Here is a 13832-nt window from a genome sequence, read left to right as displayed (position 1 = left end):
GTCAGGTTTTTCGATGAAACGTGTTTCTCAACTGACCGCGCTGGCCCTGATCTGCGGCCTCGCCTCACTCTCCTCCACGGCGGCTGATATGCCCCACTCCCTCACGCTGGCTCAGCTTCAGACGCAAAACGGCGCGGTAATTGATACGCGCATCAGTGCGTTCTATAACGGCTGGCCGCAGACCCTGAGCGGAACGTCCGGGCACGAGCCCGCCGCACTTAATCTCTCTGCCAGCTGGCTTGGGGCAATGAGCGATGAACAGCTCAGCGGCTGGGCAAAACAGCATCGGCTTACGCCAGACATGCCGGTTGCGCTCTATGGCAACGATAATGACAACCAGACCGTCAAAACACGGCTGGAGAAAGCGGGCTTTACCCACGTCTCCACCCTGAGCGATGCCCTGCAACAATCCGACCGTCTGCAACGTCTGGCGCATTTCGAACAGCTGGTTTATCCGCAGTGGATCCACCAGTTGCAGCAGGGCAAACCCGTTACCGCCGCACCAGCCGGAGAGTGGAAGGTGATCGAGGCTGGCTGGGGTGCGCCGAAGCTTTATCTCCTGAGCCACATTCCCGACGCGGGCTATATCGACACCAATGAAGTGGAAAGCGAACCGCTGTGGAATAAGGTCTCTGACGAAAAGCTGAAAGCGATGCTGGCGAAGCACGGGATCCGTCACGATACCACCGTCATTCTGTACGGTCGCGACGTGTATGCCGCCGCGCGCGTGGCGCAGATCATGCTCTACGCGGGCGTGAAGGATGTACGGATTCTGGATGGCGGCTGGAAGGCGTGGTCCGACGCCAGCCTGCCCGTTGAGCGCGGAACGCCTGCAAACGTGAAGCCAGCCCCTGATTTTGGCGCGCCGATCCCGGGCCAGCCGCAGCTGATGGTGGATATGGAGCAGGCCCGGGGAATGCTGCACCGTCAGGACGCGTCGCTGGTGAGCATTCGTTCCTGGCCAGAGTTTATCGGTGAAACCAGCGGCTACAGCTATATCAAGCCAAAAGGTGAAATTGCCGGTGCGCGTTGGGGCCATGCGGGCAGCGACGCGACCCACATGGAAGATTTCCACAATCCGGATGGCACCATGCGCAGCGCCGATGATATTGCCGCCATGTGGAAAACGTGGAATATCCTGCCGGAGCAGCACGTTGCGTTTTACTGTGGTACCGGCTGGCGCGCGTCTGAAGCCTTTATGTACGCCCGCGCCATGGGCTGGCAGAACGTTGCCGTCTACGACGGCGGCTGGTACGAATGGAGCAGCCATCCGCAGAACCCGGTCTCCACCGGGGAGCGCGGACCGGAGAGCGCACGCTAGCGGGGAAGTGACTTCAGCGTGATATAACCGCTCCAGATGCGCGTTGTGGTGGTCAGCCAGCACAACGCGCCAAACACCCATGCAAAGAGCGCGAAATGCGCCGGAAACAGGCTGCACAGCACAAACAGCGCGATGGTCTCTGTTCCTTCCGTTAATCCTCCAATGTAATAAAGCGACTTGTGCGCATAGCCGGGGTTGTCGATATCATGCTTCCCCGCCAGCGCGGCAAAGGCCAGAAAACTGCTGCCCGTCCCCATAAACGCGAACAGCAGCCAGGCGGCGGCGATCGCATTATCAGCCGGAGCGGCCAGCGCAAAACCAAACGGCACCAGGGCGTAAAACAGGAAGTCGAGGGCGATATCAAGAAATCCTCCCGCGTCCGTCAGGCCACGGCGACGCGCCAGCGCGCCGTCCAGACCATCCAGCAGCCGGTTCAGCACAATGGCGATCAGCGCCGCCGGATACCAGCCCAGCGCCAGAAAAGGTAACGCCAGCACGCCAATCGCAAACCCGGCGAGCGTTAAGCCATCAGGCGTGATAAACGGTTTATCCAGCGCGGCGGCCAGCTGATTTAACCCGGGTTTCAGCCGGGGGTGCAGATGTTTATCCAGCATGTGGTTTACCTTTAAACGTGGCGCACAGCCCCTGAGTCGGGATATCCAGCGCGGCGTTAAAGCGGGCGGAAAGATTCTGAAAGGCAATCAGAGCCGTCATTTCGGTGATGGTCTCTTCCGTAAAGTGGCGCTTCAGCAGGCTTTTGATATTTTCATCCACCTCAGGCGGCGTGGCGGTGACCGCTTCCGCATAGGCCAGCGCCGCGCGCTCCTCTTCGCTGAACAGGGTGGAATTTTGCCAGTCGCTGACGGCCTGCACTTTATCCAGCGCCCCGCTCCGCTCGGCCAGACGCAGGCTGTTGGCATCAATACAAAATGCGCAGTGGCAGATCTGCGAGACCCGCGTCATTAGTAGCGATCGCAGAACCGGGGTCAAACGCGCCTTGCGCCGCTCCAGATAGCCGACAAACAGCGCCACCAGCCAGAAAAGACGCGGCATACGCCCCCACCAGCGAGTGGGGTTCAGCACCGCGCCGAAGTGTTTTTTCTGCATGGCGGCGATGGGGCTAAGGCTGACGGGAAGGGTTTCCATGGGCGCAACCCAGGCGGATATCTCTTTCACCTGATTCTCCTGATGACTGGACTCTTTGGAAGGGCACGATAATATGTCGTTTTTCGCTATTAATTATTGACGAACATGCTGAAAACACTCGATGTGGTTGCGGCCATCCTCGAAAATGAGGGCAAGATTTTGCTGGCGCAGCGTCCCGAACATGCCGATCAGCCAGGAATGTGGGAATTTGCGGGCGGGAAGGTTGAAGCCGGTGAGACCCAGCCGGAAGCGCTGATCCGCGAACTGCGCGAAGAGCTCGGCATTGAAGCTGTGCCCGCGCGGTATGTGGCAAGCCACCAGCGGGAGGTGTCGCAGCGGCTGATTCACCTCCACGCCTGGCATGTGCCTGAATTTAGCGGTGAGCTGAAGGCGCATTATCACTCGGCGCTGGTATGGTGTACGCCAGAAGACGCGTTCACGTATGATTTAGCCCCGGCGGATATACCGCTGCTGGAAGCGTTTATTCTTTTACGCGACGCCAGACCAGCGGGTTTGTACTGAGGGTGCGTTCATCACGCTGGCACTGCAACAGCACGCCATCCGCCCTGACCACTGCGCCTTCGGAATAGTTTTGATCCTGATAGATACAGCACTGATTACACGGCTGCGCACGCTGGCCGCCCTGACCACTGCGCCTTCGGAATAGTTTTGATCCTGATAGATACAGCACTGATTACACGGCTGCGCACGCTGGCCGCCAGCGCTAAAGACCTCTGGCGGCACGTTAACCTCGACATCCGGGCGAATGCGATCAGCCTGTGCCCCGGCGGACACCATCAAACATAACGCGGCCATTGCGTAACGGTTCATAGACTTTGTTTCCTTTGCATCGTTTATATCTATAACGGTCGATCCGGACGGGATCTTTAATGTATCTCGTCATCGCTTTTAGTTATGACGCGCGCCCTGTCATTAATTTCCCTTGCAGCATAAATTTCTGCTTGCCTCTGAAAGCGGTGCGGGTGGTATAGTCAAAAAAACGACACAAAACATCTCCGCCACACGCATAAATTATTATAAGAGGTTCTTATATCTATGGATCAGACACGCTCTCTGGAAAGCTTTCTTGCCCATGTTCAGCAGCGCGACCCGCACCAAAGCGAGTTTGCCCAGGCCGTTCGTGAAGTCATGACCACCCTGTGGCCCTTCCTTGAGGAAAATCCGCGCTACCGCCAGATGGCGCTGCTTGAACGTCTGGTTGAGCCAGAGCGCGTCATCCAGTTCCGCGTGGCGTGGGTGGACGATCGCAATCAGGTGCAGGTCAACCGCGCATGGCGCGTGCAGTTTAACTCCGCCATTGGGCCGTTTAAGGGCGGGATGCGCTTCCATCCTTCGGTGAACCTGTCGATTCTGAAGTTCCTCGGCTTCGAGCAGACCTTTAAAAATGCGCTCACTACCCTGCCGATGGGCGGCGGTAAAGGCGGGAGTGATTTCGATCCGAAAGGCAAGAGCGAAGGCGAAGTGATGCGCTTCTGCCAGGCGCTGGTCACTGAACTCTATCGCCACCTTGGGCCGGACACCGACGTTCCCGCCGGAGATATCGGCGTGGGGGGGCGTGAAGTGGGCTTTATGGCAGGGATGATGAAAAAGCTCTCCAACAACAGCGCCTGCGTCTTTACCGGCAAAGGTCTGTCGTTTGGCGGTAGCCTGATTCGCCCGGAAGCGACGGGTTACGGTCTGGTCTATTTCACTGAAGCGATGCTTAAGCGTCACGGGCTGAGCTTCGAGGGGATGCGCGTGGCGGTCTCCGGCTCCGGCAACGTGGCGCAGTACGCTATCGAGAAAGCGATGGCGTTTGGCGCGCGCGTGGTGACCGCCTCCGACTCCAGCGGCACCGTAGTGGATGAAGCTGGCTTTACGGCAGAAAAACTGGCGCGTCTGTGCGAAATCAAAGCCAGCCGTGACGGTCGGGTAGCGGATTATGCCCGTGAGTTTGGCCTGACCTATCTGGAAGGTAAACAGCCGTGGGGCGTGCCGGTGGATATCGCCCTGCCGTGCGCGACGCAAAACGAACTGGACGTGGATGCCGCCCGGACGCTGATTAGCAATGGCGTGAAAGCGGTAGCGGAAGGGGCAAATATGCCCACCACCATTGAAGCGACCGATCTGTTCCTGGACGCGGGCGTACTATTTGCACCAGGCAAGGCGGCGAACGCTGGCGGCGTGGCAACATCCGGTCTGGAAATGGCGCAAAACGCCGCGAGAATGAGCTGGAAGGCTGAGAAAGTGGATGCCCGTCTGCACCACATCATGCTCGATATTCATCACGCCTGCGTGGAGTATGGCGGCGAGGCGTCTCAAACCAACTACGTGCGCGGGGCGAATATCGCCGGGTTCGTGAAGGTGGCGGATGCGATGATTGGGCAGGGTGTGATTTAAGGTTTATATCGTGCGGCCGGGTGCCCTCACCCCGGCCCTCTCCCATAGGGAGAGGGTGAAAACCGGGCGTATCAGGCCGCGCTTTTCTTCTTTTTAAACGGTTTCTTCGCACCCGCGCCTGGTGCAACCATCCCTCTGAAGCGCTTCACCGGCGTGCTGCGCGCCTGATCGATCAGCTGGTAAAGCGTCCCCACCAGCGGCTGCATAAAGTCCTGATAGCGGCACTGCTTCTCGCTGATCTGCGTCAGCACCGATTCCCAGTGCGCGGTCATGTCCGGCCTGGCGGCCAGCTCCGGCAGGGAATGAATCAGCGCGCGCCCCGGCTCGGTCGAATGGATATAGCGCCCCTTTTTCTCAAGAAAACCGCGCTTAAAGAGCAGCTCGATGATCCCCGCGCGGGTTGCTTCCGTACCCAGACCGTCGGTGGCGCGCAGGATCTTCTTCAGATCTTTATCCTGCACAAAACGGGCGATCCCGGTCATGGCCGAAAGCAGCGTCGCATCGGTGAAGTGGCGCGGCGGCTGGGTCTGTCGTTCAACCACCTCCCCCTTCTCGCACAGCAGTTCGTCGCCTTTGGCCACGACCGGCAGCGGCGTACCGTCGTTCTCTTCGTCACGCTCTTTGTTGCCGAGCAGCGTGCGCCAGCCCGCTTCCGCGAGGAAACGCGCTTTGGCGATAAATTTGCCTTTGGCAATGTCCAGTTCGATAACGCACTTGCGGAACACCGCGTCCGGGCAGAACTGCATCAGATACTGACGCGCGATCAGGTTATAGACTTTTGCTTCGTTGTCGGTCAGGTTGACGTTGCTGGTGCGCGCCGTCGGGATTATCGCGTGGTGGGCATCGACTTTTTTATCGTCCCAGCAGCGGTTATGGGTATCCGGGTTTACCGCCGGTTGCGGCAACAGATCCGGCGCATGGACACCAATGGCGTTCATCACCGAGTGGCGTCCGGCGAAGTGTTCCTCCGGCAGATAGCGGCTGTCCGAACGCGGATAGGTGATCAGCTTGTGGGTTTCATAGAGCTTTTGGCAGATATCGAGCACGTTCTGCGCGCTCAGGCCAAACTTTTTCGCGGCCTCGATCTGCAACGCCGAAAGGGAGAACGGCAGTGGTGCGGGCTCTGATTCCCGTTTGTCGTTATAGCTGGTGACTATCGCGGGCTGGCCGGTAATGCGGTTAACCACGTGCTCCGCCAGCGGACGATGCAGCAGCCGTCCCTCTTCGTCCTGATATGACTCACAGGCATCGCTCGGCTGCCAGACGGCGGTAAAGCGTTCGTCTTTCGGCGTGACGATATGCGCTTTGACTTCGAAGAAGTCTTTGGCGACGAAATTTTCGATCTCTTCGTCGCGACGCACCACCAGCCCCAGCACCGGGGTTTGAACACGCCCAACAGAGAGTACGCCCTGATAGCCCGCATTGCGTCCCAGGATGGTGTAGGCGCGGGTCATGTTGATCCCGTACAGCCAGTCCGCGCGGGCACGTGCCAGCGCGGAGACACACAGGGGAATAAATTCGCTGTTGGCGCGCAGGCGCGAAATCGCGCGCTCCACCGCCTGCGGGTTGAGGTCGTTGATAAGGCAGCGCTGCACCTGCTGACGCTTTTCCGGCGCCAGCTCCAGGTAGTCCAGCACTTCATCGACCAGCAGTTGCCCTTCCCTGTCCGGGTCACCCGCGTGGACCACTTCCGTCGCCTCATGCAGGAAGCGCTTAATGACGTTGAGCTGTTTGGTGACGGAAGGACGCGGTTGCAGACGCCACTTTTCCGGCACAATTGGCAGATCGTTGAGATTCCAGCGGGCGTAGCGGCTGTCGTAGACATCCGGCTGCGCCTGTTCAAGCAGGTGCCCGATACACCAGGTGACCACCTGTCCGTTACCGCATTCGATAAAGCCATCACCTTTGCGATGCGGCTTGGGCAGCACATCGGCGATGGCACGCGCCAGACTCGGTTTTTCGGCAATAAACAACCGCATCGAATTAACGGATCTCAATCATCGGGCGACCACCGCGGGCGGTCACCAGCTCACCAATGGCCGTCAGGGTGATGCCAAACTCGGCAGCCGTCGCCTGAACGTCAGCTTCAGCTTCCGGCGTCACCGCCAGCAGCAGACCGCCGGAGGTTTGCGGATCGCACAGCAGGTTACGCCATGCTTCCGGCATTTCGCCCATTAAATGGCCGTAGCTGGCGAAGTTGCGCTGCGTCCCGCCCGGCACCGCGCCCTGAGCAATGTACTCTTCCACGCCCGGCAGTTTCGGCACATCCTGATACCAGACCTGCGCCTGCACGCCTGCGCCCTGACAGACTTCAGAGAGGTGCCCCAGCAGACCAAATCCGGTCACGTCGGTCATGGCCTTCACGCCGTCGATATTAGCGAATGCCGCACCGGCGAGGTTCATCTGACACATCACTTCCGTTGCCAGACCGATATGCTCGGGCTTCAGCAGGGATTTCTTCTCGGCAGTGGTCAGTACGCCAATGCCCAGCGGCTTGGTGAGGAACAGTTTGCAGCCCGGTTGCGCCGTGCTGTTGCGCTTCACGCGTTCGGTGGGCACCACGCCGGTGACGGCCAGGCCGAAGATCGGCTCCGGCGCATCGATAGAGTGTCCACCGGCCAGGGCAATACCCGCCTGCTGGCAGGCAAAGCGTCCGCCTTCAATCACGTCGCGGGCAATTTCCGGCGGCAGGGTGTTAATCGGCCAGCCCAGAATGGCGATCGCCATGATCGGTTTACCGCCCATCGCAAAGATATCGCTGATGGCGTTGGTGGCCGCAATGCGTCCGAAGTCGAATGGGTTGTCGACAATCGGCATAAAAAAGTCAGTGGTGCTGATAATGCTGGTGCCGTTACCTAAGTCATAAACCGCTGCATCGTCACGCGTTTCGTTACCGACAAGCAGGTTCGGGTCGACAAACTTCGCCTGCTCACTGTGCAGGATGGTCTCCAGCACTTTCGGGGAAATTTTACAACCGCAACCGGCTCCGTGGCTGTATTGCGTTAAACGAATGGTTTGCTCGCTCATGGACGTCTCCTGTCATCTCAATCGCGCTATGGTAGCGCTCATTCCATAAAGAGGTAAGTATGACTGTCTGAATTCTGCGGCGGATGCTCAGAATCCAGACAGTTTAGCGCGGGTAATTAAAAACGGCTGACGAAAGGCGTGGTGTCCGGCACGCTGATGGTGCTGGAGGCTTTAAGCTGCGGGGTGCCGAGATAGAGGAAGCCGACAATTTTATCGTGCTCGCCACAGGCAAAGCCATCACGCACGACCGAACTTTCGGTCAGCGGTCCGGTGCGCCAGATGCCATTGAAGCCCTGCGCGACGGCGGCCATTTGCATTGCCATTACCGCGCAACCGGCAGACATCTCCTGCTCCCAGACCGGCACTTTATGATCGGCCTGGCATTTTGCGACTACCGCGATGATCATCGGCGCACGGAATGGCGCGTTGCGGGCTTTATCAATCGCCTTCTCATCCTGGCCTGCGGCAACAGCCCCCTGCTCCAGCAGCTGGCTGAAGCGGCCGCGCCCTTCGCCTTCAATAATAAAGAAGTGCCACGGCTGCAATGTGCCATGGTCCGGCGCACGCATTCCGGCACGCAGAATGTTTTCCAGCTGCTCGCCGACGGGTGCCGGTTCGGCCAGGCGGGAAGCGCTACGACGGTTAACAAGCAGTTCAAGTGCGTCCATTGGTTAACTCCTTTCATGAAATTTACTCACAAAATTAACACGACGGCAGATTTTGTTACAGCCTGGCAGGCGATTCCTGCTGACAAGTGGCGGTTGGGTCATTACGATAACCCAACATTACCGTCCAGTGGCGACGGAAACAGTCATTTTCTGGTTAGGGAGAATACATGCGAACCCTTTGGCGAATTATTGCCGGTTTCTTTAAATGGACGTGGCGACTGCTCAACTTCGTCCGCAACCTGGTGATGAACATCTTCTTCATCCTGCTGGTTCTGGTTTGCGCGGGCATCTGGATGCATATCAGCAACGCGAATCAGGCGCAGCATTCAACGCGCGGCGCGTTGTTACTCGATATTACCGGCGTCATCGTTGATAAGCCGTCCACCAGCAGTCGCCTGAGCGTGGTTGGTCGCCAGCTGTTTGGCGCCACGTCCGACCGCCTGCAGGAAAACTCTCTCTTCGATATCGTCGATACCATCCGCCAGGCGAAAGATGACCGCAACATTACCGGTATCGTGTTGGACCTGAAAGATTTTGCCGGCGCCGATCAGCCGTCAATGCAGTACATCGGTAAAGCGCTGCGCGAATTTCGCGACAGCGGTAAACCGGTTATTGCCATTGGCGACAGCTACACCCAGGGGCAATATTATCTGGCGAGCTTCGCCAATAAGATCTGGCTCTCTCCGCAGGGTACGGTCGATCTGCATGGCTTCGCCACTAACGGTCTGTACTACAAATCGCTGCTCGACAAGCTGAAGGTCACTACTCACGTCTTCCGCGTCGGGACCTATAAATCCGCCGTGGAGCCGTTTATCCGCGATGATATGTCCCCTGCCGCTCGTGAAGCGGACAGCCGCTGGATTGGCGAGCTGTGGCAGAACTACCTCGGCACCATTGCCGCTAACCGTCAGATTACCGCTGAGCAGGTCTTTCCGGGCGCGCGCGGCGTGCTGGACGGCCTGCGCAAGGTGGACGGCGATACAGCGAAATACGCGCTTGATAACAAACTGGTCGATCAGCTGGGTTCCAGCGCTGAAATTGAAAAAGCGCTGACCAAACAGTTCGGCTGGAGTAAAGAGGACAAAAACTACAGCGCCATCAGCATGTATGACTACGCCGCGAAAAAATCGGACGACAGCGGTGACAGCATCGCCGTGGTGTTTGCTAACGGGGCCATTATGGACGGGGAAGAAACGCCGGGGAACGTCGGCGGAGACACCACCGCGTCGCAGATCCGCGATGCGCGCCTGGATCCGAAAGTGAAGGCAATTGTCCTGCGGGTGAACAGCCCTGGCGGCAGCGTCAGCGCCTCTGAAGTGATCCGTGCTGAACTGGCCGCCGCGCGCGCCGCAGGCAAGCCGGTAGTGGTCTCGATGGGCGGCATGGCGGCTTCCGGGGGGTACTGGATCTCGACGCCAGCCAACTACATCGTGGCTAACCCAAGCACGCTGACCGGCTCGATTGGCATCTTCGGTGTGATCAACACCGTTGAGAACAGCCTGGATTATCTCGGCGTCCACACCGACGGCGTTTCCACCTCGCCGCTGGCAGACGTGTCCGTTACCAAATCCCTGCCGCCTGAGGTGTCTGAGATGATGCAGCTCAGCATTGAGAGTGGCTATAAACGTTTCATCACGCTGGTTGCGGACTCCCGTAAAAAGACGCCAGACCAGATTGACCAGATCGCGCAGGGCCACGTCTGGACCGGCCAGGATGCGAAGAGCAACGGTCTGGTAGACAGCCTGGGTGACTTCGACGACGCCGTGAAGAAAGCGGCGGAGCTGGCGAAGCTCAAGCAGTGGCACGTGGACTATTATCAGGACGAACCGACGTTCTTCGATATGGTCATGGACAGCATGTCCGGCTCCGTCCGTGCCATGCTGCCGGACGCGCTTCAGGCTTATCTGCCGGCGCCGGTGGCGACCGCGGCGAAAGCCATGAAAGCGGAGAGCGACAAGCTCGCAGCCTTTAATGATCCACAGAGCCGTTACGCGTTTTGCCTGACCTGCGCGAACGTGCGTTAAAAACCGTCCCCTCTTCCCGTGAAGAGGGGATTTTTTCTTTTGAAGAACAAGAACTCATTACCATGCAGAAGAAATCAATATATGTCGCCTATACCGGCGGTACCATCGGTATGCAGCGCTCAGAAAATGGCTATATCCCGGTTTCCGGCCACTTGCAGCGCCAGCTGGCGCTGATGCCTGAATTTCACCGTCCGGAAATGCCGGACTTTACCATCCACGAATATGAGCCGCTGATGGACTCCTCCGACATGACGCCGGAAGACTGGCAGCATATTGCGGATGATATTAAAGCCCATTACGACCAGTACGACGGCTTCGTGATCCTTCACGGTACCGACACCATGGCGTTCACCGCCTCGGCGCTCTCCTTCATGCTGGAGAACCTGAGCAAGCCCGTCATCGTGACCGGTTCGCAGATCCCGCTGGCGGAACTGCGTTCAGACGGGCAGATCAACCTGCTTAACTCCCTGTACGTGGCCGCTAATTACCCGATCAACGAGGTAACGCTGTTCTTCAACAACCGACTGTACCGCGGGAACCGTACCACTAAAGCGCACGCCGATGGCTTTGACGCTTTTGCCTCACCTAACCTGCAACCGCTGCTGGAAGCGGGGATCCATATCCGTCGTCTGGGCACGCCGCCCGCGCCAAATACCGCAGGCGAGCTGATCGTTCACCCCATTACCCCGCAGCCGATTGGCGTGGTGACGATTTACCCGGGTATTTCCGCCGACGTGGTGCGCAACTTTCTGCGCCAGCCGGTGAAGGCGCTGATCCTGCGCTCCTATGGTGTGGGTAACGCCCCGCAGAACGGTGAGTTCCTTAAGGAGCTTCAGGAGGCGAGCGATCGCGGGATTGTGGTGGTCAACCTCACCCAGTGTATGTCCGGCAAGGTCAATATGGGCGGCTACGCCACCGGTAATGCTCTGGCTCACGCAGGCGTGATAAGTGGTTTCGATATGACCGTTGAGGCAACACTGACTAAACTTCACTATTTACTAAGTCAGGATCTGGATATTGATTCCATTCGCCGCGCCATGATGCAAAACCTGCGCGGTGAACTGACGCCGGACGAATAAGGAGATCCCATGAAGCAACGCGCCCTGTTACTGGTCGATTTGCAAAATGATTTCTGTGCGGGTGGTGCGCTGGCCGTCGCGGAAGGCGACAGCACCGTAGACGTCGCGAATTCGCTGATTGCGTGGTGTAAAGCTCGTGGTGAAGCGGTGGTGGCGAGTCAGGACTGGCATCCGGCAAACCACGGCAGCTTTGCCAGCCAGCACAACGTTGAGCCTTTCAGCCAGGGCGAACTGGACGGGCTGGCGCAAACTTTCTGGCCCGATCACTGCGTGCAGCAGACGGAAGGCGCTGAGCTGCATCCGCTGCTGAACCAGAAGGCCATCGACGCGGTGTTCCACAAAGGTGAAAACCCAACCATCGACAGCTACAGCGCGTTCTTTGATAACGGTCATCGTCAGAAGACGGCGCTGGACGCGTGGTTGCGCCACCATGAGATCACCGAGCTGATTGTGCTGGGCCTGGCGACGGATTACTGCGTGAAGTTCACCGTGCTGGATGCGCTCCAGTTGGGCTATACCGTGAATGTCATCACCGACGGTTGTCGCGGGGTAAATATTCAGCCGCAGGACAGCGCTCAGGCGTTTATGGATATGGCCGCAGAAGGCGCAACGCTGTATACGCTGGCTGACTGGATGGAGACGCAGGCGTAAGCTTTTTAGCCGGGTGACGGCTTAGCCTTACCGGCCTACTTTCTCTGGTTTTGTAGACCGGGTAAGCGTCAGCGCCACCCGGCATTTCTTCCCCAATCCCCATAAAGTGAACTCCCTCGCATCACAAGCGAAACGGCGATGCTATTCTCTTCAGGCTGTTTTTTCGCCACGCCTTTTCTGTGGCGTGGTTATTTTTGTTCAGTCAAAGAGGAAATTATATGAAACGTTTGCCCTTGCTGGCAGCATTACCCTTGCTTTGCGCGTCACTGGCTTCCGCCGCGCCCCTGATGTCCGTGGGTTACTTCAATGGGGGTGGCGATGTTACCGCCGGACCGGGTGGCGATATTAATAAACTGGACGTCCGCCAGATCACCCACCTCAACTACTCGTTTGGTCTGGTCTATAACAACGAGAAAGACGAAACCAACGCCGCGCTGAAAGATCCGGCAAAACTGCATCAAATCTGGTTATCACCCAAGGTGGCATCCGATCTGGCGTTACTTCCTCAGCTTCGTAAACAAAACCCGAACCTGAAAGTCCTGCTTTCCGTTGGCGGCTGGGGGGCGCGTGGTTTTTCTGGCGCAGCGGCAACCAAAGAGAGCCGCGCGGTATTTATTCGCTCCGCGCAGGAGATCGTCAGTCAATACGGCCTGGACGGGATCGACTTGGACTGGGAATATCCGGTCAACGGCGCGTGGGGACTTGTCGAAAGCACCCCTGCCGACCGGGATAATTTCACCGCGCTGTTAAAAGAGATGCGTGACGCGTTTGGTAAGAAAAAGCTGGTCACGATTGCGGTGGGCGCGAATGCGGAAAGTCCGAAAAGCTGGGTGGATGTGAAAGCCATTGCCCCCCTGCTCGATTACATCAACCTGATGACCTACGACATGGCGTACGGTACTCAGTATTTTAACGCGAATCTGTATGACTCCAGCGACTGGCCAACGGTGGCTGCCGCAGACAAATACAGCGTCGATTTTGTCGTGAATAACTATCTGGCCGCCGGGCTGAAGCCGCAGCAGATGAACCTCGGAATTGGTTTCTATGGGCACGTGCCGAAACGTGCCGTAGAGCTAGGGATCGACTGGAGCAAACCAGACGCGCAAAACAATCCGGTGACGCAGCCCTACTTCGGGCCGCAGGAACTGAGCCTGTTCAAATCGCTTGGCTATGATCTGACCAAAGATACCTATGTGAAATACAGCGATATCGTCCGCAAGCTGCTGAACGATCCGCAAAAACGCTTTACCGAGCACTGGGACGAACAGGCGAAGGTGCCGTGGCTGTCGGTGAAATCCGCCGACGGGAAGGCGCTGTTTGCGATTTCCTATGAGAACCCGCGCTCCGTGGCGATCAAAGCGGATTACATCAAGGAGAAAGGACTGGCCGGTGCCATGTTCTGGGAGTATGGGGCTGACGACGAAAACCAGCTCGCGAAACAGCTGGCGGAGTCGCTTGGGATCCCGCATCAGTAGTAAGACAATCAAGCCCTCTCCCTTTGGGAGAGGGTTGGGTG

General features: G+C 58.1%; 12 protein-coding genes and 1 pseudogene. 7 read left to right on the top strand and 6 right to left on the bottom strand.

Going from position 1 to position 13832, the window contains the following annotated elements:
- Positions 1 to 13: 13 nt before the first annotated feature.
- Complete coding sequence (locus ACOTX1_RS16920; protein WP_023315912.1) at positions 14 to 1321, top strand: sulfurtransferase; 1308 nt, start codon at positions 14 to 16, stop codon at positions 1319 to 1321.
- On the opposite strand, the gene ACOTX1_RS16915 is transcribed toward ACOTX1_RS16920, so the two are convergent.
- Positions 1318 to 1935 carry a CDP-alcohol phosphatidyltransferase family protein gene (locus ACOTX1_RS16915; RefSeq protein WP_022650879.1) on the bottom strand — a complete coding sequence of 206 codons (618 nt, stop codon included), beginning with the start codon at positions 1933 to 1935 and terminating at the stop codon, positions 1318 to 1320. The two genes, ACOTX1_RS16920 and ACOTX1_RS16915, sit on opposite strands and share 4 nt — an antisense overlap.
- Positions 1925 to 2497 (bottom strand): carboxymuconolactone decarboxylase family protein, encoded by a 573-nt coding sequence (locus ACOTX1_RS16910; protein WP_003857852.1) that lies wholly within the window; start codon positions 2495 to 2497, stop codon positions 1925 to 1927. Before ACOTX1_RS16910 ends, ACOTX1_RS16915 begins: the two co-directional genes overlap by 11 nt.
- 75 nt (positions 2498 to 2572) lie before the next feature.
- Here ACOTX1_RS16910 and ACOTX1_RS16905 point away from each other — a divergent pair, with 75 nt between their 5' ends.
- Positions 2573 to 2989 (top strand): pyrimidine (deoxy)nucleoside triphosphate diphosphatase, encoded by a 417-nt coding sequence (locus tag ACOTX1_RS16905; RefSeq protein WP_023315911.1) that lies wholly within the window; start codon positions 2573 to 2575, stop codon positions 2987 to 2989.
- Here ACOTX1_RS16905 and ACOTX1_RS16900 read toward each other — a convergent pair.
- A pseudogene (locus ACOTX1_RS16900) lies at positions 2949 to 3283 on the bottom strand (DUF1496 domain-containing protein). The gene ACOTX1_RS16905 and the pseudogene ACOTX1_RS16900 overlap by 41 nt on opposite strands.
- A gap of 240 nt (positions 3284 to 3523) precedes the next feature.
- Between ACOTX1_RS16900 and gdhA the strand changes: the two are divergent.
- Positions 3524 to 4867: an NADP-specific glutamate dehydrogenase gene (gene gdhA, locus ACOTX1_RS16895; RefSeq protein ID WP_023315910.1), complete on the top strand. Its 1344-nt coding sequence runs from the start codon at positions 3524 to 3526 to the stop codon at positions 4865 to 4867.
- A gap of 71 nt (positions 4868 to 4938) precedes the next feature.
- Here gdhA and ACOTX1_RS16890 read toward each other — a convergent pair whose 3' ends face one another.
- From ACOTX1_RS16890 to ACOTX1_RS16880, 3 genes are all read right to left on the bottom strand, one after another.
- Complete coding sequence (locus ACOTX1_RS16890; RefSeq protein WP_022650874.1) at positions 4939 to 6846, bottom strand: DNA topoisomerase III; 1908 nt, start codon at positions 6844 to 6846, stop codon at positions 4939 to 4941.
- 4 nt (positions 6847 to 6850) lie between these two features.
- Positions 6851 to 7894 (bottom strand): selenide, water dikinase SelD, encoded by a 1044-nt coding sequence (gene selD / locus ACOTX1_RS16885; RefSeq protein WP_015570773.1) that lies wholly within the window; start codon positions 7892 to 7894, stop codon positions 6851 to 6853.
- A gap of 116 nt (positions 7895 to 8010) precedes the next feature.
- A complete protein-coding gene (locus tag ACOTX1_RS16880; RefSeq protein WP_023315909.1) occupies positions 8011 to 8562 on the bottom strand; it encodes an NAD(P)H nitroreductase in 552 nt (183 codons plus the stop codon).
- A gap of 167 nt (positions 8563 to 8729) precedes the next feature.
- Here ACOTX1_RS16880 and sppA point away from each other — a divergent pair, with 167 nt between their 5' ends.
- The 4 genes from sppA (at position 8730) to ACOTX1_RS16860 (ending at position 13791) form a co-directional block, all read left to right on the top strand.
- Complete coding sequence (gene sppA / locus ACOTX1_RS16875; RefSeq protein ID WP_023315908.1) at positions 8730 to 10586, top strand: signal peptide peptidase SppA; 1857 nt, start codon at positions 8730 to 8732, stop codon at positions 10584 to 10586.
- Positions 10587 to 10648: 62 nt separating this feature from the next.
- A complete protein-coding gene (gene ansA / locus ACOTX1_RS16870) occupies positions 10649 to 11665 on the top strand; it encodes an asparaginase (protein ID WP_023303507.1) in 1017 nt (338 codons plus the stop codon).
- Between the two features lie 9 nt (positions 11666 to 11674).
- On the top strand, positions 11675 to 12316 hold the full coding sequence (pncA, locus tag ACOTX1_RS16865; RefSeq protein ID WP_003857861.1) for a bifunctional nicotinamidase/pyrazinamidase: 642 nt from the start codon (positions 11675 to 11677) through the stop codon (positions 12314 to 12316).
- 218 nt (positions 12317 to 12534) lie between these two features.
- Positions 12535 to 13791 carry a glycoside hydrolase family 18 protein gene (locus ACOTX1_RS16860; protein WP_023315907.1) on the top strand — a complete coding sequence of 419 codons (1257 nt, stop codon included), beginning with the start codon at positions 12535 to 12537 and terminating at the stop codon, positions 13789 to 13791.
- The last annotated feature ends 41 nt before the right edge of the window (positions 13792 to 13832 follow it).

The organism is Enterobacter cloacae complex sp. IR5401 (assembly GCF_049238425.1).
Taxonomy (GTDB): domain Bacteria; phylum Pseudomonadota; class Gammaproteobacteria; order Enterobacterales; family Enterobacteriaceae; genus Enterobacter; species Enterobacter hormaechei_C.
Note: the sequence above shows the minus strand (reverse complement) of the source record. Positions and strands in the feature narration are given on the sequence as shown.

Excerpts from the sequence above, each read along its gene's own strand:
- ACOTX1_RS16920 (WP_023315912.1), top strand. The coding sequence starts at position 14 with ATGAAACGTGTTTCTCAACTGACCGCGCTGGCCCTGATCTGCGGCCTC.
- ACOTX1_RS16915 (WP_022650879.1), bottom strand. The coding sequence starts at position 1,935 with ATGCTGGATAAACATCTGCACCCCCGGCTGAAACCCGGGTTAAATCAG.
- ACOTX1_RS16905 (WP_023315911.1), top strand. The coding sequence starts at position 2,573 with ATGCTGAAAACACTCGATGTGGTTGCGGCCATCCTCGAAAATGAGGGC.
- gdhA (WP_023315910.1), top strand. The coding sequence starts at position 3,524 with ATGGATCAGACACGCTCTCTGGAAAGCTTTCTTGCCCATGTTCAGCAG.
- ACOTX1_RS16890 (WP_022650874.1), bottom strand. The coding sequence starts at position 6,846 with ATGCGGTTGTTTATTGCCGAAAAACCGAGTCTGGCGCGTGCCATCGCC.
- selD (WP_015570773.1), bottom strand. The coding sequence starts at position 7,894 with ATGAGCGAGCAAACCATTCGTTTAACGCAATACAGCCACGGAGCCGGT.
- ACOTX1_RS16880 (WP_023315909.1), bottom strand. The coding sequence starts at position 8,562 with ATGGACGCACTTGAACTGCTTGTTAACCGTCGTAGCGCTTCCCGCCTG.
- sppA (WP_023315908.1), top strand. The coding sequence starts at position 8,730 with ATGCGAACCCTTTGGCGAATTATTGCCGGTTTCTTTAAATGGACGTGG.
- ansA (WP_023303507.1), top strand. The coding sequence starts at position 10,649 with ATGCAGAAGAAATCAATATATGTCGCCTATACCGGCGGTACCATCGGT.
- pncA (WP_003857861.1), top strand. The coding sequence starts at position 11,675 with ATGAAGCAACGCGCCCTGTTACTGGTCGATTTGCAAAATGATTTCTGT.
- ACOTX1_RS16860 (WP_023315907.1), top strand. The coding sequence starts at position 12,535 with ATGAAACGTTTGCCCTTGCTGGCAGCATTACCCTTGCTTTGCGCGTCA.